The 22,682-nt window shown below is 68.1% G+C and carries 21 protein-coding genes; 19 read left to right on the forward strand and 2 right to left on the reverse strand.

The window, feature by feature from the left end:
* Positions 1-30 precede the first annotated feature (30 nt).
* From L540_RS12870 to L540_RS12925, 12 genes are all read left to right on the forward strand, one after another.
* Positions 31-2,238, forward strand: coding sequence for a TonB-dependent siderophore receptor (locus tag L540_RS12870; protein WP_043211769.1), 2,208 nt, complete (start codon positions 31-33; stop codon positions 2,236-2,238).
* Positions 2,238-3,095, forward strand: a complete 858-nt coding sequence (locus L540_RS12875; RefSeq protein WP_043211772.1) for an alpha/beta hydrolase — start codon at positions 2,238-2,240, stop codon at positions 3,093-3,095. The genes L540_RS12870 and L540_RS12875 overlap by 1 nt, the downstream gene beginning before the upstream one ends.
* Positions 3,096-3,333: 238 nt before the next feature.
* Entirely contained in the window at positions 3,334-3,921 is a 588-nt protein-coding gene (ssuE, locus tag L540_RS12880) for an NADPH-dependent FMN reductase (RefSeq protein ID WP_043211774.1), read from the forward strand.
* An 86-nt stretch (positions 3,922-4,007) separates the two neighbouring features.
* The gene (locus L540_RS12885; protein ID WP_043211777.1) at positions 4,008-4,676 is read left to right on the forward strand and encodes a TetR/AcrR family transcriptional regulator; all 669 of its coding nucleotides are present in this window, start codon (positions 4,008-4,010) and stop codon (positions 4,674-4,676) included.
* A gap of 84 nt (positions 4,677-4,760) precedes the next feature.
* Positions 4,761-5,924 (forward strand): CaiB/BaiF CoA transferase family protein, encoded by a 1,164-nt coding sequence (locus L540_RS12890; protein ID WP_043211778.1) that lies wholly within the window; start codon positions 4,761-4,763, stop codon positions 5,922-5,924.
* A gap of 30 nt (positions 5,925-5,954) precedes the next feature.
* A complete protein-coding gene (locus L540_RS12895; RefSeq protein WP_043211780.1) occupies positions 5,955-7,481 on the forward strand; it encodes a class I adenylate-forming enzyme family protein in 1,527 nt (508 codons plus the stop codon).
* An 11-nt stretch (positions 7,482-7,492) separates the two neighbouring features.
* Positions 7,493-8,650, forward strand: a complete 1,158-nt coding sequence (locus L540_RS12900) for an acyl-CoA dehydrogenase family protein (protein ID WP_043211944.1) — start codon at positions 7,493-7,495, stop codon at positions 8,648-8,650.
* A gap of 2 nt (positions 8,651-8,652) precedes the next feature.
* Positions 8,653-9,867 (forward strand): acetyl-CoA C-acetyltransferase, encoded by a 1,215-nt coding sequence (locus tag L540_RS12905; RefSeq protein WP_043211945.1) that lies wholly within the window; start codon positions 8,653-8,655, stop codon positions 9,865-9,867.
* A gap of 10 nt (positions 9,868-9,877) precedes the next feature.
* Entirely contained in the window at positions 9,878-11,992 is a 2,115-nt protein-coding gene (locus L540_RS12910; RefSeq protein WP_043211782.1) for a 3-hydroxyacyl-CoA dehydrogenase NAD-binding domain-containing protein, read from the forward strand.
* A 10-nt stretch (positions 11,993-12,002) separates the two neighbouring features.
* The gene (locus L540_RS21900) at positions 12,003-12,416 is read left to right on the forward strand and encodes a PaaI family thioesterase (protein WP_043211786.1); all 414 of its coding nucleotides are present in this window, start codon (positions 12,003-12,005) and stop codon (positions 12,414-12,416) included.
* A complete protein-coding gene (locus tag L540_RS12920) occupies positions 12,413-13,606 on the forward strand; it encodes an FAD-dependent monooxygenase (RefSeq protein WP_043211787.1) in 1,194 nt (397 codons plus the stop codon). The genes L540_RS21900 and L540_RS12920 overlap by 4 nt, the downstream gene beginning before the upstream one ends.
* A 36-nt stretch (positions 13,607-13,642) precedes the next feature.
* Positions 13,643-14,632, forward strand: a complete 990-nt coding sequence (locus tag L540_RS12925) for a Bug family tripartite tricarboxylate transporter substrate binding protein (RefSeq protein WP_043211789.1) — start codon at positions 13,643-13,645, stop codon at positions 14,630-14,632.
* Between the two features lie 30 nt (positions 14,633-14,662).
* Here the strand turns inward: L540_RS12925 and L540_RS12930 are convergent, their stop codons facing one another.
* Entirely contained in the window at positions 14,663-15,598 is a 936-nt protein-coding gene (locus L540_RS12930; RefSeq protein ID WP_043211792.1) for a LysR family transcriptional regulator, read from the reverse strand.
* Positions 15,599-15,709: 111 nt separating this feature from the next.
* On the opposite strand from L540_RS12930, the gene L540_RS12935 reads away from it, so the two are divergent.
* The 7 genes from L540_RS12935 to L540_RS12965 are packed head-to-tail and all read left to right on the forward strand — an operon-like array spanning position 15,710 to position 22,103.
* Complete coding sequence (locus tag L540_RS12935; protein WP_053073210.1) at positions 15,710-16,873, forward strand: iron-containing alcohol dehydrogenase family protein; 1,164 nt, start codon at positions 15,710-15,712, stop codon at positions 16,871-16,873.
* Complete coding sequence (locus tag L540_RS12940; RefSeq protein WP_043211794.1) at positions 16,870-17,745, forward strand: TauD/TfdA dioxygenase family protein; 876 nt, start codon at positions 16,870-16,872, stop codon at positions 17,743-17,745. Before L540_RS12935 ends, L540_RS12940 begins: the two co-directional genes overlap by 4 nt.
* Before the next feature lie 38 nt (positions 17,746-17,783).
* Positions 17,784-18,758, forward strand: coding sequence for a Bug family tripartite tricarboxylate transporter substrate binding protein (locus L540_RS12945; protein WP_053073211.1), 975 nt, complete (start codon positions 17,784-17,786; stop codon positions 18,756-18,758).
* 9 nt (positions 18,759-18,767) lie between these two features.
* Positions 18,768-19,937: an alpha-hydroxy acid oxidase gene (locus L540_RS12950; RefSeq protein WP_043211796.1), complete on the forward strand. Its 1,170-nt coding sequence runs from the start codon at positions 18,768-18,770 to the stop codon at positions 19,935-19,937.
* Complete coding sequence (locus tag L540_RS12955; RefSeq protein ID WP_043211798.1) at positions 19,927-20,343, forward strand: nuclear transport factor 2 family protein; 417 nt, start codon at positions 19,927-19,929, stop codon at positions 20,341-20,343. The genes L540_RS12950 and L540_RS12955 overlap by 11 nt, the downstream gene beginning before the upstream one ends.
* A gap of 13 nt (positions 20,344-20,356) precedes the next feature.
* On the forward strand, positions 20,357-21,127 hold the full coding sequence (locus L540_RS12960) for a fumarylacetoacetate hydrolase family protein (RefSeq protein WP_043211801.1): 771 nt from the start codon (positions 20,357-20,359) through the stop codon (positions 21,125-21,127).
* Between the two features lies 1 nt (position 21,128).
* Positions 21,129-22,103, forward strand: a complete 975-nt coding sequence (locus L540_RS12965; protein WP_043211802.1) for an NADPH:quinone reductase — start codon at positions 21,129-21,131, stop codon at positions 22,101-22,103.
* A 49-nt stretch (positions 22,104-22,152) separates the two neighbouring features.
* Here L540_RS12965 and L540_RS12970 read toward each other — a convergent pair whose 3' ends face one another.
* Positions 22,153-22,542 carry a hypothetical protein gene (locus tag L540_RS12970; protein ID WP_231584797.1) on the reverse strand — a complete coding sequence of 130 codons (390 nt, stop codon included), beginning with the start codon at positions 22,540-22,542 and terminating at the stop codon, positions 22,153-22,155.
* Positions 22,543-22,682: the final 140 nt, after the last annotated feature.

Consider the following 22,682-nt stretch of genomic DNA (forward strand, 5'->3'; position numbering starts at 1 on the left):
CGGACGGCCGGGTCACACAGGAGTTTTCGCATGTCGTTCGCGCGCTTTTCGCGGCACTACGCCCGCACCGCAGTTTTGCTGGCCATGGCCGGACCGGCCTGGGCCCAGACCCAGGTCCAGGATTCCTCGCTGGTGCAGGACATGCCGGTTGTCCAGGTGCTGGGCACGGCGGAGGAAGAGGTGAAAGAGTCGCTGGGCGTGTCGGTGATCACGGCGGAGGAAATCCAGCGCCGCCCGCCGGTCAACGACCTGGCCGATATCATCCGCCGCGAGCCGGGCGTGAACCTGACCGGCAACAGCGCCAGCGGCGCGCGCGGCAACAACCGCCAGATCGACATCCGCGGCATGGGGCCGGAGAACACCCTCATCCTGGTCGATGGCAAGCCGGTGAGCTCGCGCAACTCGGTGCGCTATGGCTGGAACGGCGACCGCGACACGCGGGGGGACTCAAACTGGGTGCCGGCCGAGGAGGTCGAGCGGATCGAAGTCATACGCGGCCCGGCGGCGGCGCGCTATGGCTCGGGCGCCATGGGCGGCGTGGTCAATATCATCACCAAGCGGCCCACGGACAAGACTTCGGCCTCGGCGACGTATTACATCAACCAGCCCGAGGACAGCAAGGAAGGCAATACCAACCGGGTCAACTTCAGCCTGGCCACGCCGGTCAGCGATACGCTGTCCATGCGCCTCTATGGCAATTACAACAAGACCAACCCGGATGCGCGCGACATCAACGCCGGCCATGCCGCGCCCGGCACCGATGGCGTGACCTCGACGGCCGGCCGGGAGGGGGTGATCAACCAGGACCTGAACACGCTGTTCTCCTGGAAGATGGACAAGAACAATACCTTCGAGCTGGACGCCGGTTTCAGCCGCCAGGGCAATCTGTACGCTGGCGACACCATGAACAACGCCAATAGCGTGGTCTCGGATGCGATGTATGGCGAGGAGACCAACATCATGTACCGCGATAATGTGTCGCTCACGCATCGCGGCTCCTACGATTGGGGCACGAGCCGGGCCAGCATCGGCTACGACTACACGCGCAATACGCGCCGCGAGGAAGGCCTGGCCGGCGGCCCCGAAGGCGCGCCCACTGGCAATGGCTTTGCGACCGCGCGGCTGAAGAACTGGCGCGCGGCCGGCGAGGTCAACCTGCCTTTCACGCTGGGCGTCAGCCAGGTCGCCACCCTGGGCGTGGAATACCTGCGCGAGTCGCTGGACGACCCCAGCGGGCTGCGCCAGACCTACACGGGCGGCAGCATCGCCGGCACGGACGCGGCCAACCGCGACGCCAAGGCCAAGCAGAACAGCTATGCGCTCTTCGTGGAGGACAACATCGAGGCCACCCAGGACGTCACGCTGACGCCGGGCCTGCGGCTGGACCACAACTCCGAGTTCGGCAACAACTGGAGCCCCAGCCTGAATGCCTCGTGGGCGGCCACCGACGCCTTCAGGATCAAGGGCGGCATCGCGCGCGCCTACAAGGCGCCCAACCTCTATCAGTCCAACCCCAACTACCTGCTCTATAGCCGCGGCCAAGGCTGCCTGGCGTCACAGGCCAATAGCAATGGCTGCTATCTGGTGGGCAATGAAAACCTGTCGCCGGAAATCAGCGTCAACAAGGAGATCGGCTTCGAGTACGATCCGGGCACCTGGCGCACGAGCATGGCCTACTTCCGCAATGACTACAAGAACAAGATCGTCGCCGGCACGGATGTCCTCTACCGCATGAACAACGGCGCGCGGGTGCTGCAATGGACCAATAGCGGCAAGGCCGTGGTCGAGGGCCTGGAAGGCAATCTCTTCGTTCCGCTGGCCGACAACCTGGACTGGAATACCAATTTCACCTACATGATCGAGTCCAAGAACAAGAGCACGGGCCAGCCCCTGAGCGTGATTCCCAAGTACACGATCAACAGCACGCTGGATTGGTTCTACACCGAACAGCTGTCTTTCCAGGCCAATGTGACCTATTACGGCAAGCAGCAAGGCCCTTCGGTCAATGAACGCACCGGCGTGGACCTGTCGGGCGATGCGCTGCAGACGGTCAGCCCTTATGCGCTGGTGGGCCTGAGCGCCGGCTATGAGGTCAACAAGAACCTGCGCCTGCGCGTCGGCGTGAGCAATCTGTTCGACAAGAAGCAGTACCGCGAAGGCAATGCGTCCAGCGCCGGGGCGGCGACCTATAACGAGCCGGGCCGCGCCTATTACGCCACCCTGACGGTGAGCTATTGATGCGGGCGCCTCGTCTGTTGGCGGCGGCGCTGGCGCTTGCGGCCGCCGGCGCCAGCGCCCAGCCGCGTCCGCCCGAGACCTTCGATGCGGCCGCCGAGCGCGCGCGCCTGGGCTTGCTGGGCCTGGTGCAGCAACAGGTGATGCCGCGCGCCGGCGGCCTGACCGCGGCGCGCATCTACCTGTGGGCGCCCATGCGGCCGGCGCCGGCCACGGGCTGGCCGGTCATTTATATGCTGGACGGCGCGGCCGTGTTCCAGGCGCTGACGCGGGCCGAGGGCCTGACGCATGAGGCCGTGGTGGTGGGCCTGGGCTATGACAGTCCGGGCCGCGTGGACGGCGCGTCGCGGGCCTGGGACTACACGCCGCGCCTGCCTGGGGCGGGGCCCGAGGGCACGCCGGATCCGCGCGCCCCGACGCGCCGCAACGGCGGCGCGCAGGGTTGGCTGGATTTCATCGAAAACGAGGTCAAGCCCTGGGTGCGGGCCCAGGCGCCGGTGGATCCGGGCCGCCAGACGCTCTATGGCCATTCCTATGGCGGCCTGTTCGTCTTGGAGACGCTGCTGAACCGTCCGGAGGCTTTCCAGCACTATGTGGCGGCCAGCCCCTCTTTGTGGTGGAACGCGCCCTATATGCAGGAGCGCCTGGCGGCCTGGCAGCCGGCGGGCGAGCGGAGCCTGCGGCTCATGGTGGGCGGCGAGGAGCGCCTGGCCGGCCGCGCCACCCAGGGCGACATCCGCGAGATCGCCCGCCTGCTGGCCGGCAAGCCGGGGCTGGACGTGAGCTGGCGGGTGTTTCCCGGCCTGGGGCATGGGCCCATGCTGCCGGCATCGGCGGTGGCGGCGCTGCAGGGCGGATAGGCGGCGCGCCGCGGCGCCCGGCCGATGGCCAGCATCGTGTATCTGGAGATCTGCCCCATCCACGGTTCGGTCTCGCGCGGCGCGCCGGTCTCGGTGAATATCCGCGGCCTGGCCTGAGCGCCGGGCCGGCGGACGGGCATAAAGTCATGTCGAGGAAGTATTTTCCGCCCGCCGGGCGCGCTGCCAGAATCGAAGGCATTGTTTTCTTCGGCGGGCCAAGGCCCGCGGCGACATCACCATGACCATTCTCACCCTGGCAGGCAGCCCGTCCGCGCGTTCGCGGTCCTCGTCGCTCTTGCGGCATGTGGCCCAGGCGTTGGCGCGCCACGGCCATGAGGTCAGCGAGATTGGCCTGCGCGACCTGCCGGCCCAGGACCTCGTCGAGGGCCTCTACGCCGGCCCGGCCGCCGCCGCCTTGCGCGCCCGCGTGTCGGCCGCCAGCGTGGTGGTCGTCGCCACGCCGATCTACAAGGCCTCGTTCGCCGGCGGGCTCAAGGCCCTGCTCGATCTCCTGGACGAGAAAGCCCTGGCCGGCAAGATCGTCCTGCCCCTGGGCACGGGCGGCAGCGCGGCCCATCTCCTGGCGCTGGAGTATGGCCTGAAACCGGTGCTCTCCGCCCTGGGCGCGCGCCATATCCTGGCCGGTGTCTATGCCACCGACAAGGAGGTCGGCTTTGGCGAGGACGGCCTGCCGCGCATCGTCGAGGCCATCCGCGAACGGCTGGACGAAGCCGTGGCCAGCGTGCTCGCGCTGGCGGGATCGGCGCGCAGGGCTGCCGCCAATGAGGCGCTTGGGCGCCGCGAGGCGGTCGCGGCGCTGGGCTGAGGCGCTGCAAGCAAGAAGGGGCATGGAAGCGCCAGGGCTTGTGGTATACGCTACAGTCCCTAAAGCGCTGACCCCAGACTTTGAACATGACAACCACCAGCAAGCCCGAACTTGAGCAGGAGCCGGCCCGCGGACGGACCAAAGGCGAGCACACGCGGCTCGCCATCAAGGAGGCGGCGCGCGAGGTCATGGCCCGCGACGGTTTCGCGGCCATGCGCATCGCCGACATTATGAGCGGGGCGGGCAAATCGCCCGGGGCTTTCTACATCTATTTCAAGAACAAGGAAGAGTTGCTGCACGAGCTGCTGGAGGACTTTCGCCATACGCTCAAAAGCGAGGTCAACCGGCCGCTGAGCGGCAAGGAGGACCCGATGCATAACCTGGCCGGGCGGCTGCAGGTGTTCTGGCGGATCTATCGCCGGCATTGGCCGGTGGCCACCGCGGCCTTCCAGATGTCCATGCAGGATGAAAGCTTTGCGCGCGCCTGGCACCACATCCGCGAGCAGGGCATCAAGGGTCTGGTCACGGTGATACGCGAGAGCCGCAAGCAGCAGCCGGCGCCGGACAAGGATCTGGAGCTGGTGGCCTCGGCGCTGAGTTCCATGATCGAGTACGCCTGCTACAACTGGACGGCCAAAGTGGGCGATTTCCCGGGCCGCGAGATCGATGACGAGACCGCCATCGAGATTCTGACGCGGCTGGCCCTGGGCGCGCTCAACCCGCATCCCTCCGTGCAAGCCTATCTGCCCCGGTAAGGCCCAAGCGGCTATCTTGCGTCAGGGTAACTCCTAGGTAAATCTAAATTTACTTTTAGTTTTTCATGGGATGTAATGGGTCCCATGGAGACACAGACCAAGACGCAGGGGCCGCTGGCCGGCCTGCGCATCATCGAGTTCGCCGGCAAGGGGCCCGCGCCCCTGTGCGGCATGCTGTTGGGCGACCTGGGCGCCGATGTGGTGCGCATCGAGCGGCCGGCGCAGGCCAGCGAGATCGCAGATGCCGAGCGCGCCTTCGACATCCTGCACCGCAACCGCCGCTCCATCGCCATTGATCTGCGCCAGCCCGCAGGGCAGGCGCTGGCGCTGACACTGGCGGCGGGCGCCGACGGCCTGATCGAAGGCTTTCGGCCTGGCGTGATGGAGCGCCTGGGCCTGGGGCCCGAGGCCTGCCTGGCGGCCCACCCCGGGCTGGTCTATGGCCGCGTAACGGGCTGGGGGCAGGACGGCCCCTGGGCGCAGCGCGCCGGACATGACATCAACTACCTGGCCATCACTGGCGCCCTGCATGCCATCGGGCCGCGCGGCGGCGCGCCCGTGCCGCCCCTGAACCTGCTGGCCGACTATGGCGCCGGCGCCATGTTCCTGGCGCTGGGCCTGGTCTCGGCCATGCTGCATGCGCGGCAATCGGGCCAGGGCCAGGTGGTCGATGCGGCCATGATCGATGCCATGGCCGCGCTTATGACACCGATGCAGGGCCTGCGTCAGGCTGGCGTGTGGACGGAAAGCCGGGGCAGCAATCTGCTCGATGGCGGCGCGCCGTTCTACGGCTGCTATGAGACGGCCGATGGGCGCTACCTGGCCGTGGGGCCGATAGAGCCGCCGTTTTTCGCACAGTTCATCGAGGGCCTGGGCTTGGCGCCGGCCGATTTCGACGGCCGGATGCAGCCGCGCAACTGGCAGGCGCAGCAGGCCTTGGTCGCCGCGGTCATCCGCAGCCAGCCCAGCGCCTATTGGGAAGCGCGTTTCGAGGGCAAGGACGCCTGCGTCACGCCGGTCCTGACCATGGCGCAGGCGCCCGCGCATCCGCAGCATCTGGCGCGCCATACCTATACGGAGTTTGCCGGCCGCGTGCAGGCCAATCCCGCGCCGCGCTTTTCGCGCACGCCGGGCAGCCTGCGCGCCGCGCCGCCCGCGCCGGGTCAGCATAGCCGCGAGATCCTGGCCGAAGCGGGCCTGGGCGAAGCCGAGATCGATCGCTTGATACACGCTGGAACCGTGCGCTGACGCCGCGGGATACGATTCGGAGACTGGAGCATGATCTTTACCTCAGCCGTCCAGCGGGCGGCCAGCATACGGCCCGAGGGCGCGGCCATTGTCCACGGTGGCCAGCGCCGCGATTGGCGGCAGACCGAACGGCGCATCGCGGCCCTGGCCGGCTGGCTGCGCGAGCAGGGCTTGCGCCCGGGCGAGCGCGTGGCCACGCTGGCGCTGAACGCGCCCAAGTACTACGAGTTGCTGATGGCTGTCTGGTGGGCGGGCGCCGTGCTCGTGCCCATCAATACCCGGTTGTCCCAGGCCGAAATCGCCTTCATCCTGCGCCATGCCGGCGTGCGCATGCTGGTGGCGGACGAGCACTTCGACGCCATCGCCCGGCAGCTGGGCGAGGAGGGCGCGGTTCGCTATTTGTCCCTGGCAGAGGACGATTACGCGCGCGCTATCGACGCGCCGGCGCTGGCGCCGACCGAGGTGGACAAGGATGCGCTGGCCGGCATTTTTTATACCGGCGGCACGACCGGCCAGCCCAAGGGCGTGGCATTGACGCAGCTGAACTTCGCCTTTGCCGCGCTGAACATGCAGCGCGACCTGCGGCACGACAGCCAGACGGTCTATCTGCACGCCCCGCCTTTGTTTCACCTGGCCGACTTTGGCATCGGCCTGGGGGTCACGCTGGCCGCCGGCGGCCATAGCTTCATGGACCGCTTCTCCACGCGCCTGTTCTATGAGCGCCTGAGGGACGATGGCGTGACCCATCTGCAGCTGGCGCCCACCATGTTGGCCATGGTGCTGGATGCGCCCGAGCGCGATGACGCGCTGCTGGCCGGCATACGCTCCATCGCCTATGGCTCGGCGCCGATCTCGCAGGCCTTGCTGCGCCGTGCGCTGGCGGCCTTTCCTCAGGCGCGCATCCAGCAGTTCTATGGCATGACCGAATGCTGCGGCGCCTGCGCCATGCTGCCGCCGGAGTGCCATCTCCTGGCCGACGGCCAACCCGACAGGCTGGGTTCGGTGGGCCAGGCCACCACCGGATTCGAGCTGCGCGTGGTGGACGCGCGGATGCAGGTCTGCGCGCCCGGCGTGGCCGGAGAAATCCAGATCCGGGGGCCGGCGGTCATGCGCGGCTATTGGAATGCCCCTGAGGAAACCCGCAAGACGCTGCGTGACGGCTGGCTGTGCTCGGGCGATGCCGGTTACCTGGACGAGGACGGCTATTTGCATGTGGTCGACCGCCTGAAGGACATGATCATCAGCGGCGGCGAGAACATCTATTGCGCCGAGGTCGAGAACGCCATCGCGCGGCATCCGGAGGTGGCGGCCTGCGCGGTGATTGGCGTGCCGGATGCGCTGTGGGGCGAGAAAGTGCATGCGGTCGTGGTGCTGCGCGAAGGCAGCGACATCAGCGCGGCCGAGATGGATGCGCATTGCCGCGCCCTGGTCGGCGGCTACAAGGTGCCGCGCAGCTATGACATCCGGCACACGGACTTGCCGCTGTCGGCGGTGGGCAAGGTTCAGAAGAATGTACTGCGCGCGGAGTATCTGCGTGCCCAAGGAGAAAGCCAATGAATCCGGCAAGCATTCTGCCGAGGACGATTTTCGCGGACGAGCACGAGGCTTTTCGCGAGCAGGTCAGGCGCTTTATCGCCGCCGAGATCGCGCCGCACCACAAGCAGTGGGAAGCAGCCGGACAGGTGCCGCGCGCCGTGTGGCGGCAGGCGGGGGAGCTGGGCATGCTGTGCTGCACCGTGCCTCAGGAATGGGGCGGAGCGGGCGTGGATTACCGCTTCAGCGCGGTGGTGCTCGAAGAGCTGGCCTACGCACAGACGCCTGGCCCCGGCTTTGCGATTCATTCGGAGATGGCCGTGCCCTATCTGGTGAGCTTCGGCAACGAGGCGCAGAAGCGGCAGTGGCTGCCGCGCCTGTGTTCGGGCGAGGCCGTGGCGGGCGTGGCCATGACCGAGCCGGGCGCCGGCAGCGACCTGCGCGGATTGCGCACCTTGGCGCACCCGGACGGCGACGGCTACCGCCTGGCGGGGCAGAAGGTCTTCATCTCCAACGGCCAATTGGGCGATGTCTTCATCGTGGCCGCGCGCATCGCTGGCGGCGACGGCGGGCTGTCGCTGTTTCTGGTGGAGGCCGACCGCCCTGGCTTCGCCCGCGGCCGGAATCTGGACAAGCTGGGACATCACGCCCAGGACACCTCGGAGATCTTTTTCAACGATGTGCGTCTGCCAGCGGCCAATTTGATCGGCGAGGCGGGCAGGGGGCTGCAGTATCTGGGCCATGGCCTGGCGCGCGAACGCCTGACGATCTGCGTGACCTGCGTGGCGCGGGCCGAGGCGGTGCTGGCCGACACCGTGGCCTATGTCAGCCAACGCGAGCTTTTCGGCCAGCGCCTGGCCGATATGCAGAACACGCGCTTTGCGCTGGCCACGGTCAAGGCGGACCTGACGGCCGGCCGCGCCCTGGTGGACCGCCTCATCGGCGATTACGTGGCCGGCGCGCTGGACAGTGCCACGGCGGCCGCGGCCAAGCTCTGGGTGACCGAGATGCTGGGCCGCTGTGTCGACGCCTGCCTGCAGCTGCATGGCGGCTGGGGCTATATGACCGAATACGGCGTGGCCCGGGCTTATGCCGATGCGCGCGTGGAGCGCATCGCCGGCGGCAGTTCCGAAGTCATGAAAGAAATCATCGCGCGCACGCTGCTGCCGCGCGCGTCTGGGCAACAAGGATGAACATGCAAGCCTATATCTACGATGCGGTGAGGACGCCCCGAGGGCGGGGCAAGGCCAATGGCGCCTTGCACACATTGTCCCCGCTGGAACTGGGCGCGGCCGTGCTGCGCGCCGTGCCGCAACGCGGCGGATTCGCGCCCCAGGCGCTGGACGAAGTCATTCTCGGCTGCGTGGAGGCGGTCGACGATCAGGGAGCCAACCTGGCGCGCTCGGCGGCGTTGGCCGCCGGTTATGGCGATAGCGTGCCCGGTTTCATGGTGGCGCGCTTCTGCGGCTCGGCGCTGGATGCCGTCAATGCCGCCGCCGCCAAGGTCATGGCCGGACAGGCGGACGGCGTGGTGGCCGGAGGCGTGGAGATGAACTCGCTGGTGCCCATGCTGGTGGGCACCGGCGGGCCTTCGGTGAGCGATGTGTTCTTCAACGACCTGGTGCTGCAGACCCCGCAGGGTGTCGCCGCCGACTTGATCGCCACCCTGGAGGACTTCGGGCGCGACGATGTGGACGCCTACGCGGCGGCCTCGCATGCGCGCGCCGCCCGCGCCCAGCGCGAGGGTTGGTTCGAGGGCTCGCTGGTGCCGGTCCATGATGCCAATGGCGCGCTCATGCTGGCTCATGACGAACTGGTGCGTCCCGAAACCACGGTGCAAAGCCTGGCCCAGCTCAAGCCATCGTTCGCAGAGAGCGGCGAGAAGCTGGGTTTTGACGCCACGGTGCGCTACCGCTATGCGGGGGTCGACAGCATCCGCCATGTCCATCATGCGGGCAATTCTTCGGGGATCGCCGATGGAGCCTCGGCCGTGCTGGTAGGCAGCGCGGCCTTCGGCAAGCAGGCCGGCCTGCGCCCGCGCGCGCGCATCCTGGCCACGGCGAGCGCCGGCACCGACCCTTGTCTGATGCTCACCGCGCCCGTGCCGGCCAGCCAGCGCTGCCTGGCGCGCGCCGGCCTGACGGCGGCCGACATCGACCTGTTCGAAGTCAACGAGGCGTTTGCCTCGGTGGTGCTGCACTACATGCGGCACATGGACGTCCCGCAAGAGAAGATCAATGTGGCTGGAGGCGCTATCGCCCTGGGCCATCCGGTGGGCGCGACCGGAGGGATGCTGGTCGGCATGGCGTTGGACGAACTGGAGCGGCGCGGCGCGCGCCGGGCCTTGGTGACCATGTGCACCGGCCTGGGGATGGCGGTGGCGACGCTGATCGAGCGCGTGGCGCAATAGGGGAAGAAAGATGATCGACTACAGGCTGGATGACGATGGCGTGGCGCACATCGTCTGGAACAACCCCGAAGGGGACGTCAACATCAAGAACGCCGCTTCCATGGCGGCCTTCGTGGCGGCCGTGGACGGCGCCATCGCCGATCCGGCGGTCAAGGGCGTGGTCATTGCCTCGGCCAAGCGGGACTTCCTGGCCGGCGGCGACCTCAACGCGGTCTACGCGGCCGCCACGCCGGCCGAAGCCATCGCCAATGTGCGCGAGATCGGCCAGTGCCTGCGCCGTATGGAGACTTGCGGCAAGCCCTTTGTCGCCGCCATCAATGGCTCGGCCCTGGGCGGCGGGCTGGAGCTGGCCCTGGCCTGCCATCATCGCATCGCGGCCGATACGCCGCGCACGCGCCTGGGCCTGCCCGAGGTCGCGCTGGGTTTGATTCCGGGCTGCGGCGGCACGCAACGGCTGCCGCGCCTGATCGGCATCGCCCCGGCTGCAAGGCTGATGCTGGCCGGGCAGGCGCTGCCGGTCGGTGAGGCCGCGCGCCTGGGGGTGATCGATGAGGTGGTCGCGCCCGAGGCGCTGGCCGGAGCCGCGCGCGATTGGGTGCTGGCCCATCCGCAGGCGCGCCAGCCCTGGGACGCCAAAGGCTTTCGCTATCCGGACTTCGAACCCCAGTCGCGCGAAGGACGCTGGTTCTTCTTTTACGAGTGGCCCAAGCTGCGCCGCAAGTCGCCGGCCGGTGATCTGGCGCCGGGCGTCCTGCTGCACGTATTGGGCCAGGGGCTGGAGCGCGGCATTGATGCCGGCCTGGCCATCGAGGCCCGCTACTTCGGCATGGTGGCGGCGTCGCCCTCGGCCAAGAACCGCATCCGCACGCAGTTCTTCGCCGCCTCGGCGGCGCGCAAGCAGCAGGGCCGTCCATCCGGAGAGCCCGCCTTCGAGGCGCGCCGCGCCGGCGTGGTCGGCGCCGGGCTCATGGGCGGCGGCATCGCGCTGGTGTGCGCCCAGGCTGGCATCGAGACCGTGCTCTTGGACGCCTCGGCCGAGCAGGCCGAACGCGGCAAACAGCGCATCGCCGACAATCTGGAGGCTGCCGTGGCGCGGGACCGCATGACGGCGCGACAGCGCCAGGACATCCTGGCGCGCATCCAGGTGGCGAGCGATTATGCCGCGCTAGCGGGTTGTGATCTGGTGCTCGAAGCCGTGCTGGAATCGGCCGAGGTCAAGACCGAGGTGTTCGGCAAGATCCGGGCGCATGCCGGGGAGGATGTGCTGATCGCGTCCAACACCTCGACGCTGTCCATCAGCGGCCTGGCGCGCGGCCAGCGCTCGCCCGAGCGCTTCATCGGCCTGCATTTTTTCGCGCCTGTCGAACGCATGGCCCTGGTCGAAGTGATCCTGGGCAGACAGACTTCGCGGCGCAGCCAGGCCGAGGCGCTGGATTTCCTCAAGCAGATACGCAAGACGCCGGTGGTGGCCAACGATGGTCCGGGCTTTTTCACATCGCGCGTGGTGGCGGCCTATACCCGCGAGGCGCTGATCATGCTGCAGGAGGGCCTGCCGCCCGCCCTGATCGACAACGCCGCCGTGAGCGCGGGCATGCCCATCGGACCGCTGGCCATGGCCGACCTGACCTCCTATGACTTGCTGGCGGACATTCTCGCCAGCCTGGCGCGCACTGGCCTGGGCACGGCGCGCGAATCGACCGACGCCCTGGCGGCCGCCCGCCGCCTGGTGGAGGCGGGACGCAGCGGACGCAAGTGCGGCGGCGGCGTGTACGACTACGCCGGTTCCGTCCGCGCGCCCTGGGACGGCTGCGCCGGCCTGTTCCCGCCCGCGGCGCGTCTGCCCGCGCTACAGGAGGTGCAGCAACGTCTGCTGCATATCCAGTCGCTGGAAACGCTGCATGCGATGGACGAAGGCGTCGTGGCCGCGCCGCTGGAGATCGACCTCGCTTCGGTGCTGGGCTGGGGCTATCCGGCCTGGCGCGGCGGGGTGCTGGGCCATATCGACGCAACCGGTCCCCGGGAGTTCCTGCGCCAATGCGAAGCGCTGGCCGAGCGCCACGGCGAGCGCTTCCGCGCGCCGGCGTCGCTGCGCGCGCGGGCGGACGCGCGCTTTCATGCGCAATAGGGAGACAGTCATGATCATGCTGGGCAGGCAAGAAGCCGAAGAGACATTGCGCACGGCCATGCCGGGCTGCGTGCGCGGCCTGGGCATCGCCGTGGAGGATCTGGGCCCGGGACGCGCGGTGCTGCGCATGCCGCCGGGCGAGGCGGCATGCCGCGAGGGCGGGATCTTCTCCGGGCAGGCGCTCTCGGCGTTGGCCGATACCGCCATGTGTTTTGCCGTCTGGACCGACGGCCGGGGCCGCCGCCCAGTGGCCACCATCGATTTGCATATGACTTTTATCAGCGGCTGCGCGGGCGAGGAGGTGGTCGCCACCGCCGAATTGCTGCGCTCCGGGCGCGGCCATGCCTTCACGCGCGTGGACATTGTGTCGGCGGGCGGCAAGGCCATCGCCAGCGGCATGGCCACTTTCGGGCTGCCCGCATGAGCGCGCGCATCATCATCGTGGGCGGCGGCATCGGCGGCCTGGCCCTGGCCGGCCTGCTGCTTGGCCGCGGCATGCAGGTGCAGGTCTGCGAGCAGGCGGCGCGGCTGGGCGAGATCGGCGCCGGCATCCAACTCAGTCCCAATGCCATGAAGGTGGTCCGCGCCCTGGGGCTGGAGACCGGCGCGCGAGACTGCGCTTTCCAGCCCGAGGCCTTCGTGGGCTGGGACTGGAAGTCTGGCAAGGCGCTGTACCGCACACCCATCAAAGACCTGTACGAATCGCTCTATGGCGCGCCCTATCTGCACATCCACCGCGCCGATATCCATGGCCTGCTGGCCCGCGCGCTGCCGCCCGAGGTCCTGAACCTGGACGCCCAGGTCGAGGCTATCGAGGAGGAGGGCGAAGCGGTCCGCGTGCGTCTGGCCGATGGCCGCAGCCTGGCCGGCGACGTGCTGATCGGCGCCGACGGCATCCATTCGGTGGTCCGGCGCCATCTCTTCGGCGATGCGCCGCCGCGCTTTACCGGCAATATGTGCTGGCGGGCCATGGTGGACACCGCGGACCTGCCGCCGGGCTGGGTGCCGCCGGTGGCCTCGAACTGGCTGGGCCCGCACGGCCATGTGGTGCAGTACTACGTGCGCGGCGGCCGCGCGGTCAATATCGTGGCCGTGCTCGAAACCCGCCAATGGACCTCGGAATCCTGGACCACGCCCAGCAGCGTGGAGGAACTGACGGCGGCCTTCTCGGGCTGGCATCCACGGCTGCGCACCGTGCTGGAGCGCTCGGGCGAGATATTCCGTTGGGGCCTGTTCGACCGCGATCCCTTGGCGCAATGGAGCCGGGGCCGCATTTCGTTGCTGGGCGATGCGGCCCATCCCATGTTGCCTTTCCTGGCCCAGGGCGCCGGGCAGGCCATCGAGGACGCCTACGCCTTGGCCGCCTGGCTGGCGGCCCGCCCGCGGGATCCCGTCGGGGCCCTGCGCGCCTATGAACAAGAGCGCCAGGGCCGCACGGCGCGCGTGCAGCTGGGCGCCCGCGCGCGCGGCAAGACCGTGCACCTGGCCTCGCCGCTGGCGCGATGGCGCCGCAATCTGCGTTTCAAGCTGCAGGGCTTGAGAAACCCGGCGGCCACTTCGCACCAGGCCGAGTGGATCTACGCCCACGACGTCACGCGCGTTCCCCGCGAGTAGGCGCGGCACGCGCATAAAAACGACAGGAGACACACCATGCAATCGAGGCTAAATTCCCGGCGACGCAGCCTGCTCAAGGCCAGCGCCGCGCTCATCGGCCTGCCTGGCCTGGCCCTGGCCGAAGCCGCCGAATGGCCGCGGCGGCCAGTGAGGTTCATCGTGCCCTTCGCGCCGGGCGGCGGGGCCGACATCGCCACCCGCATGACGGCCGAACGCCTGCAGGCGCTTTGGGGCGGCGTGCCAGCCATCGTGGAGAACAAGGCCGGCGCCAACACCGTGATCGCGGCCAGCTCGGTGCTCAATTCGGCGCGCGATGGCAGCACTTTCCTGGCCACCATCGGCCTGACCATGCAGCTGCCGGCCTTGATGAACGAGGTCCCGTTCGATCCCATGCGGGACCTGTTGCCGGTAGGCGCGCTCACGCTGGAGCAGTTGGTGCTGGTCACCCATCCGCGGTCCGGGTTCAAGAGCTTCACCGAGATGGAGCAGGTCGCCCGGGGCAAGAAAAATCTGGCCTTCGGCTCTTATGGCGTGGGTTCGCAATCCCATTTGCTGCTCAATGAGATCAACAAGGCGACCGGCGTCGAGATCCTCCATGTGCCCTACAAGGGCGCGGCGCCCGCCGTGCAGGCCGTGATGGCGGGCGAGGTGGCGCTGGCGCTGACCAATCTGGGCACGGTCAAGGAGCATGTGGCGTCGGGCCGCCTCCTGGCCCTGGCGGTCACGGGCGGTAAACGCTACCGCTTCGTGCCCCAGGTGCCTACTTTGAAGGAGTGCGGGGTCGCGGGTTTCGATACCCCGTCGTGGATAGGCGTGTTCGCGCCCAAGGGGGTGCCGGAGTCCATCATCGAACGCGCCAGCCAGACCCTGCGCAGCGCGTTGCGGGCGCCGGAACTGCTGGCGCGCCTGGAGGGATTCTGCCAAGAGCCCGGCGACATGAGCCGCGCCGAGTTCGCGGCCCTGGTTGCCCAAGGCACCGAGGACGCCGTGCGCATGATCCGCGCCAGCGGCATCAAACTCAGCTGAGCGCGGCGGGCGGCGGCGTTTCCTGGAGACTTACCGCCGCGCCTGCGAAGACCGGCCCGCCTCGCGGCTCCAATCCTGGGCCTGGAACCAGCCGCGCAGGTGGTCGACGAAGAGCCGCACCTTGAAGGGCTGGTAGCGCTTGCTCTGCACGATGGCGTAGATGTCCAGTGCCTCGCAGCGGTAGTCCGGGAGCAGTACTTCCAGGCTGCCGTTGCGGATGTCTTCGTCGACCATGTAGCTGGGGTGCATGGAGATCCCGTGATGCCCTTTGGCCAGGCGCAGGATGGCTTCGCCCAGGTTGGCGTTGAAGTCGCCGCGCACGTGCACGCTGTGCAGTTCGCCGTCGGCGCCGGTGAACTGCCAGTGGCCGGTGGCCGCCTTGAGTTGGTGGATCAGGCAGTTGTGCTGCTCCAAGTCCTTGGGGCGCCGCGGGCGGCCATGGGCGTCGAGGTATTGGCGCGTGGCGACCAGCAGCTGTGGAACCATGGCGATCTTGTAGGCGATCTGGTTGCTGTTGCGCAGGCGCGGGGCGATGCGCAGCGATAGGTCCATGTTCTCGGCGATAAGGTCGCCGCGTCCGTCGTCGATCAGCAGCGAGACCTGGACTTCGGGATAGGTCTGCAGAAAGGCCTGCACGGCCGGCGCGAGGTGCACGGCGCCGAAGGAGGGCGGCGAGCCGACGCGGATGCGTCCGCTGGGGCGTTGCACGGGGCTGCGCACCAGGTCCTTCAGGTTTTTGACGGCGTGGGCCAGGAGGTCCGCATTCTGCAGCAGCACCGCGCCGCTTTCGGTGAGGCTGACGCGCTTGGTGTTGCGATTGAGCAGCTGGGTCTCGAACTCGGCCTCCAGCCAGGCGATCTTCTTGGTGATGGCCGAGCGGCTGGTGCCCAGGCGTTCGGCGGCCTTGGAAAAGCTCAAGCCCTTGGCCACTTCAACGAAGACCTCCATGCACTCGATCGTATTCATTGCGCCGCAACCTGTGTTTCTTTTCTGGAAAAACTGATTTGTCGCCAGTCCGCTGTTCTCCATAGGACCGCATTCCTAGAATACCTCCTATTCGAAACACTGGATGCGGACGTGCTGGGCAGCCCTGATTTTGACTACCACCTCTATGGCACCCGGGTGCGCTTTGCCCAGGGTTGCGCCGCAAAGCTGGCCGAGACGCTGGCTGCGCTGGGCTGCCGCCGTCCGGTGCTATTGATGCAGCGCCGCCTGGCGGCGTCGCCGGCCGGCCTGGCCTTGCGCGCGCAGCTCGCGGGGCTGGCGGCCGCGGTGCTGGACGGCGTGCCCGAGCACGGCAGCGTGGCGTATCTGGAAGCAGCGCTGGCCGATCTGCGCGTCCACCAGCCGGATGTCATTGTGGCGGCGGGCGGGGGCAGTGTGGCCGACAGCGCCAAGGCGCTGGCCCTGATGTTGCCCGCAGGCGCGAACCTGGCGGCCTATGCGGTCGGCCAGCCCGCGCCGCCGCGCCGCGCCTTGTTGCCCATCGTCAGCCTGCCGACGACGGCGGCGGCGGCCGAGGTCACACCGTCCATCGGCCTGGCCGAAGAGGGCCGCAAGCGTTTGTTCTGGTGCCGCGATGTGGCGGCGACCGAGGTGCTGATCGATCCCGATCTGGCCGCCGGCCTGCCGCGGGAGCGCTTGCTGGCCACCGCCGTCAACGGCATCGCCCATGACCTGGAAGGGTTGTATTCGCGCCAGCGTTCGCCCGTGTCGGATGCGCTGGCCCTGCACTCATTGGGGCTGTTCGCCGTGGCGCTGGCGCCGGATACCGATCCGGCGGCGGCGCGGCGCCAGATCCTGGCCGCCGCCCATTTGTCGGGCATGGTGCTGTCCATGGCGCGCACCTGCCTGCATCACGCCATCTGCCATGTGATCGGCGCGCGCCACGGCTTGGCCCACGGCGCGGTCAATTGCGTGATGCTGCCCCATGTGCTGCGCTTCAATGCGCCGGCCGCGCCACAGGCGCTGGCCGCCGCGGCCCAGGCCATCGGGCGCGCCAGCGGCGCCCAGGGCGGCGTGGCCGCGCACGACTGGGTGATTGGCCTGCGCGAGGCGCATGGCCTGCCGGTGTCGCTGCGGGCGCTTGGTCTGGCCGCGGCCAATCTGCCCGAGATCGCGCGCTTGTGCATGCACGAGCGCGGCGTGGCCCTGAATCCGCGCGCGGTGCCCGATGCGGACACCGTGCTGCATTTACTTGAGCAGGCCTATGGGCCGGCGCTTTCCCGGAGCACAGCATGAGAATCGAACCCAAGAACGCCGCGCTGGGCGCGACCATCCACGACATCGATCTATCCCAGCCCTTGGATGAATCCCGCTTCCGCGCCATCGAACAGGCGCTGGGCCGGTATGGCGTCTTGTCTTTCCCAAGCCAGACCTGGACCACGGCCCAGCAGCGCGCCTTCGCGCAGCGTTTTGGCCAGCTGGAGATCAATGTGGCCAACACCAGCCAGGACAACGAGTTCCCGGACGTGATGATCCTCTCCAATATGGTGGAGAAGGGCAGGCCGCTGGGCCTGAACGACGCCGGTCAGGACTGGCATACCGATATGTCGTACAGCCGGACCATAGCCTTCAGCAATGTGCTCTATGGCATCAGGATTCCGATGCGCGACGGCCAGCCCCTGGGCAATACCGAGTTCTGCAATATGCACGCGGCCTATACGGACCTGCCGCAGGCGCTCAAGGACGAGCTCGACGGCATGACCATCACGCATGATTTCAACAAGTTCTGGGAGAAGATGCGCAGCCAGCCGGGCAGCCGGCGCGCGCCGCTCACCGAGGAGCAGCGCCGACGCAAGCCGCCGGTGTCGCATCCCGTGTTCCTGCGGCACCCGATCACCGGGCGCAAGGTGCTGTATGCCAATCCGGGCTATTCGGTGCGCATCAATGAGCTGCCCGAGGCGCGCAGCGAGGAAGTGCTGGCCTTTCTGTTCGAGCATCAGCTTCAGGACAAGTACCGCTACCAGCACCGATGGACCGAGGGCGACGTGCTGATGTGGGACAACATGGGGACCATCCATAACGCCGTGGCCGACTACCGCCCCGACGAGCCGCGCTACATCCGCCGCTGTCAGGTCATGGCGGATCGATATTTCCCCGAGCTGTACTGACCGCGGCCGGCACCACAATGACAAGAGGAGACTTTGCGATGAAACGCATGAAGAAGCTGGCGCTATCCCTGGGCGCCTGCCTGCTGCTGGGCCAGGCTTGCTGGGCCGGCGACTATCCGGACCGGCCCATCCGCATGGTGGTGGGTTACTCGGCCGGCGGCCCGACCGATGTCATCGCCCGCATCGTGGCCAAGCATATGGGCGACCAGCTGGGCCAGACCATCGTGGTCGAGAACAAGGCCGGCGCCAGCGCCCACATCGCCGCGCAGGACGTGATGAGCGCCGCGCCAGACGGCTACAAGGTGCTGGCGACCTCGCTGACCCTGACCGTCAATCCCTTGCTCTATCCGGACCGCTATCGCTACGAGGCCGACAAGGCTTTCGCGCCGGTCAGCAACTTCGTCAACCTGCCCATGGTGCTGGTCACCAATGCCGATTCGCCATATAAAAGCCTGGCCGACCTGGTGGCCGATGCACGCGCCAATCCGGGCAAGCTGACCTTCGGCTCATCGGGCGTGGGGGGCTCGGCCCATCTGGCCGCCGAGATGCTGGCCGCCAAGGCCGGCCTGAAGATGCAGCACATCCCCTTCAAGGGCAATGGGCCGGCGCTGCAGGAGATGATCGCCGGGCGTATCGCCTTTATGTTTTATCCCAGCATCGGCATCGCCGACTATGTCAACAGCGGCAAGTTGCGCGTGCTGGCGGTGGGCGCGCCGTCCGGGCTGGAGGATTTCCCCGGCGTGCCGACCTTCGACAGCCTGGGATACAAGGGCTTCGAGGACGGTGCGCCCTGGGTGGGCCTGCTGGCGCCGGCGGGCACGCCTCGGCCCATTGTCGACAAGCTGAACAAGGCCGCCGTGGCCGCCCTGTCCAAGCCGGAGGTGCGCGAGCAGCTGAGCAAGCTGGGCGCTTATGTCATCGGCGATACACCCGAGCAGTTTCGCGATTTTCTCATCAAGGACAAGCAGCGCTGGGCCGATGTCATCCAGCAAGGCGGCGTCAAGGGCGAATAGGGTGCGGCCATGAGAAGCAATCTCCACGCCTGTCATTCCATCGAAGGCCTGCGGCAGGCGGCCCGCGCGCGTCTGCCGCGCGCTGTCTTCGATTTCTATGATGGCGGCGCCGAGGATGAGCTCACCTTGGACGACAACCGCGAGGCTTTCCGCCGCGTGAGGCTCTTGCCGCGCGTGTTGCGCGACGTCTCTCGGCCGGACCCGTCCACGCAGCTGTTTGGCCGGCCTCTGGCCTTGCCCATGGCCATCGCGCCCACGGGCGCGGTGGGTTTTGGCTGGCGGGGCGGCGATATCGCGCTGGCCCGCGCCGCGGCGCGCCACGGCATTCCCTATGCCTTGTCCACCTCGGCCACGGCCAGCATCGAGGAGATCGCCGAGCAGGCGCCGGGGCGGCTGTGGTTTCAGGCCTATATCCTGCAGGACAAGGATAGGCTGCGCGCCCTGATCGAGCGCGCCCGCGTGGCCGGCTACGAGGCCTTGATGATTACGGTGGACCTGCCCGTGGGCGGCAAGCGCGAACGCGATCTGCGCAATGGGCTGAGCTTTCCCATGAAGCTTGGCGCGCGCAATATCGGGCAGTTCGCGCGCAAACCCTGGTGGTCGCTGGAGATGCTGTTCAGGCGGCCGCCGGCCATGCCCAGCCTGGCCGGCCTGAAGGCCTTGAGCGCCGATGGCCGGCAGTCGCTGGCCGGGCGCAACTACGACCCGGCCTTCGATCTGCAGGCGTTGGCGCGCCTGCGTGAACGCTGGCCGGGCAAGCTCATCGTCAAGGGCGTGGTCCATCCCGAGGACGTGGAGGGCATCCTGGAGGCGGGCGCCGACGCCCTGGTGGTGTCCAACCATGGCGGGCGGCAGCTCGACGGCGGTGTGGCCACGCTGGACGCGCTGGGCGGCGTGCTGGCGCAGGCCGCCGGCCGCGTGCCGGTCTGGCTCGATGGCGGCGTGCGGCGCGGCAGCGACATCTATAAGGCCCTGGCGCTGGGCGCGGACGGCGTGCTCACCGGACGCGCCACGTTGTATGGCGTGCTGGCCGGTGGCCAGCCCGGCGCCGACCGCGCGCTGGACATTCTGAACGAAGAACTCATCCGCAGCATGCAGCTTTGCGGCACGCCGCGGATTTCCGACATCGACCGCCGGCTTATCGCCGGCTCCAACCCCTTTCATACCCATGCAGGCTGACATCATCACTCTTTGCACCAATCAATGGCTGCGCATGTACCGCTGCCTCGACACGCGCGACTATGACGGCTTGCTGGCCACGCTCGGCGAGGACGTCGTCTGGCTGCGCCAGGGCCAGCGCCTGGAGGGCAGGGCCGCCGTGCGCCAGGCGCTGGCGCAGCGCTCGCCCACCATGCGCATCCATCATCTTCTGTCCAATGTGATGGCGCAGGACGGCGACGGCGGGCGCTGCCGGCTGGCGGCCTATATGCTGGTGGTGCGCCATGAGCCGGGCCGGGAGCTGGCCGGGCCCGCGCCGCTTGCCGGCATCGAATCCCTGCGCAGCACGTATGCCGACTTCGCCTGGCAGGACGGGCAATGGCGCATCACGGGGCTGCACAGCGACGACATCAGCTTCCAGGCTTGAGGAGAGACAGGGCATGAGATGGATACGCTATACGCTGCAGGGCCAGACCGCCCACGGCATGCTGGATGAGGATGACCGCATCGTTCCGGTGGCGGGAGACCCCTTCGGCGTTTATGAGAAGCTGCCGCAGCGCCTGGCGCTGGCCGATGTGAGCCTCGAAGTGCCGGTGGTGCCGCCCACCTTCTACTGCGTGGGCCTGAACTACACCAAGCACATCAGCGCCGAAGGCATGAAGATCCCCAACAAGCCGGACGTGGGCTACCGCGCCAACAATGCACTGCTGCCGCACGAGGGCGAGGTCATCATGCCGGCCGATGCCATGCGCGTGCACTACGAGGGCGAACTGGTGGTGGTGATCGGCAAGAAGACGCGCGACATCGAGGTGAGCCAGGTCGCGGATTGCATCTTCGGCTACACCATAGGCAACGACGTGAGCGAACGCAACTGGCAGGCGGCCGACCGCACATTCTGGCGCGCCAAGAACAGCGACACGTTCAAGCCCATGGGCCCATGGATCAGCACCCAGGCCGACATCGCCGCCATGCGCACCACCGTATCGGTCAACGGCGAGACGACCACGGCTTTCGACACCGCCGACATGCTGTTCGGCGTGGAGGAGTTCATCAGCACCATGAGCCGCTATCTGACGCTTTACCCCGGCGACATGATCTGGATGGGCACGGACGGCCATTCACCCGATTTGCAGGATGGCGACGTAGTGGAGGTGTCGCTGACCGGACTGGGTACACTGAGGAACCGCTTCGTCCGCACAAAGAAGATCTGACATGCTTGCCGCTCGTTATCGATCCAATGGCGCCGCCCGCGAGGTGCTGGAACTGGCCACGCTGCCCGACCCCAGCCCGGGGCCGGGGGAGGTGCGCGTGAAAGTCGCGTATTCCGGCGTCAATCCCTCGGACGTCAAGTCGCGCGCCGGCAGCCGGCCGGTCGAGCAAGGCTACGTCATCCCGCACAGCGACGGGGCGGGGGAGATCGATGCGGTGGGCGAGGGCGTGGACCCCGCGAGCCTGGGCCAGCGCGTCTGGCTCTGGAACGCGCAATATGGCCGCCGCGACGGCACGGCGGCGCAGTATGTCTGCCTGCCCGCCGCGCAGGCCGTGCCGCTGCCCGAGGGCGTGAGTCTGCAGGCCGGCGCAGCCCTGGGTATCCCGGCCTTGACCGCGGTCCATGCCTTGCGGCTGGCGGCGCTGTCGCCGGGCGAGTCGGTGCTGGTGACCGGAGCGGCGTCCAATGTGGGTTTCTATGCCGCCCAGCTGGCGCGCCTGGCGGGCGCCGAGGTCATGGCCACGGTGGGCGCCGAAGACAAGGCGCAATCGCTGCGCGCGCTGGGCCTGAAGCGCCTGATCGACTATAAGCGCGAGCCCGTGGCCGAGCGCGTGCGGGCCTGGACCGATGGGCGCGGCGCCGATGCCCTGATCGACCTGGATTTTTCGCGCAGCGCCCGCCTGGTGCGCGATGGCGCGCTGGCCAGCCATGCGCGCTTTGTCTGCTATGGGTCCAACGACCGCGGCGACATCCCCATCCACTTCGCCTCCTGGCTGCCGAGGGCGATCTCCCTGCATTTCTTCCTGGTCTATACGCTCACGCCCCAGGCACGGCAGGCGGCGATCGCCGAGCTGCAGGCACGGCTGCCCGAGCTGCGGCATCACGCCGTGGAGATCTATCCGCTGGCCGACATCGTCGCGGCGCACGAGCGCGTCGAGAGCGGCCGTTTCGCCGGCAAGGTGCTGGTCGCTCCCTAGGCGGCCCGCAGCGGCAGGACTTAGGCCGCATCGGGCGGGAAGAAAGGGCTTAGCCCAGCGGCTTGAGGCCGACGCTGTAGGGCGGCGCATTGCCGCGGGCGGGGGCCTTGATCTTGAGCATGGAGCCGCCCGGGGTGTATTCGAACTCCTGGTAGGGGACTTCGAACCATTGATGGAAGCTGGTGCGCTGGAACTCCGGCACCCAGACCTTGGCGCGGCGCTCGTCGCAATGGAACTCGACTTCGGTGTGGTCGATGATCAACGGGCGGGCGGGGCCCAGCCGGTAGCTGGCGCGCACTTCGGCCCGCTGGACCGAGCCGGGCTCCCATTGCAGGCCGATCAAGGCCATGAAGTGCTCGATGGCCTCGGCATCGTAGAAGGAGTTGGGCGAGCGGCCGCCGCCTTTGCTCGCGGGTTTTTGTTTGCTGTTTCTGCTCATAGGCGCCACTTTAACCGAGCCGACGGATGGCCGGCCGGGCCGTCTTGCCGTGTCGTCGGCTGCGACGCCCGAAATACGCATAATGTATATTATGTAAAGTAAAAGAAATGCCGATCCGGGCAAATCCCGGTCGTCGCGCC

It is taken from the genome of Bordetella pseudohinzii (assembly GCF_000657795.2).
GTDB classification, from domain to species: domain Bacteria; phylum Pseudomonadota; class Gammaproteobacteria; order Burkholderiales; family Burkholderiaceae_B; genus Bordetella; species Bordetella pseudohinzii.

Excerpts from the sequence above, each read along its gene's own strand:
- L540_RS12885 (WP_043211777.1), top strand. The coding sequence starts at position 4,008 with ATGACAACCACCAGCAAGCCCGAACTTGAGCAGGAGCCGGCCCGCGGA.
- L540_RS12875 (WP_043211772.1), top strand. The coding sequence starts at position 2,238 with ATGCGGGCGCCTCGTCTGTTGGCGGCGGCGCTGGCGCTTGCGGCCGCC.
- L540_RS12905 (WP_043211945.1), top strand. The coding sequence starts at position 8,653 with ATGCAAGCCTATATCTACGATGCGGTGAGGACGCCCCGAGGGCGGGGC.
- ssuE (WP_043211774.1), top strand. The coding sequence starts at position 3,334 with ATGACCATTCTCACCCTGGCAGGCAGCCCGTCCGCGCGTTCGCGGTCC.
- L540_RS12965 (WP_043211802.1), top strand. The coding sequence starts at position 21,129 with ATGCTTGCCGCTCGTTATCGATCCAATGGCGCCGCCCGCGAGGTGCTG.
- L540_RS12870 (WP_043211769.1), top strand. The coding sequence starts at position 31 with ATGTCGTTCGCGCGCTTTTCGCGGCACTACGCCCGCACCGCAGTTTTG.
- L540_RS12955 (WP_043211798.1), top strand. The coding sequence starts at position 19,927 with ATGCAGGCTGACATCATCACTCTTTGCACCAATCAATGGCTGCGCATG.
- L540_RS12940 (WP_043211794.1), top strand. The coding sequence starts at position 16,870 with ATGAGAATCGAACCCAAGAACGCCGCGCTGGGCGCGACCATCCACGAC.
- L540_RS12920 (WP_043211787.1), top strand. The coding sequence starts at position 12,413 with ATGAGCGCGCGCATCATCATCGTGGGCGGCGGCATCGGCGGCCTGGCC.
- L540_RS12895 (WP_043211780.1), top strand. The coding sequence starts at position 5,955 with ATGATCTTTACCTCAGCCGTCCAGCGGGCGGCCAGCATACGGCCCGAG.
- L540_RS12925 (WP_043211789.1), top strand. The coding sequence starts at position 13,643 with ATGCAATCGAGGCTAAATTCCCGGCGACGCAGCCTGCTCAAGGCCAGC.
- L540_RS21900 (WP_043211786.1), top strand. The coding sequence starts at position 12,003 with ATGATCATGCTGGGCAGGCAAGAAGCCGAAGAGACATTGCGCACGGCC.
- L540_RS12945 (WP_053073211.1), top strand. The coding sequence starts at position 17,784 with ATGAAACGCATGAAGAAGCTGGCGCTATCCCTGGGCGCCTGCCTGCTG.
- L540_RS12970 (WP_231584797.1), bottom strand. The coding sequence starts at position 22,542 with ATGAGCAGAAACAGCAAACAAAAACCCGCGAGCAAAGGCGGCGGCCGC.
- L540_RS12910 (WP_043211782.1), top strand. The coding sequence starts at position 9,878 with ATGATCGACTACAGGCTGGATGACGATGGCGTGGCGCACATCGTCTGG.
- L540_RS12890 (WP_043211778.1), top strand. The coding sequence starts at position 4,761 with ATGGAGACACAGACCAAGACGCAGGGGCCGCTGGCCGGCCTGCGCATC.
- L540_RS12930 (WP_043211792.1), bottom strand. The coding sequence starts at position 15,598 with ATGAATACGATCGAGTGCATGGAGGTCTTCGTTGAAGTGGCCAAGGGC.
- L540_RS12950 (WP_043211796.1), top strand. The coding sequence starts at position 18,768 with ATGAGAAGCAATCTCCACGCCTGTCATTCCATCGAAGGCCTGCGGCAG.
- L540_RS12960 (WP_043211801.1), top strand. The coding sequence starts at position 20,357 with ATGAGATGGATACGCTATACGCTGCAGGGCCAGACCGCCCACGGCATG.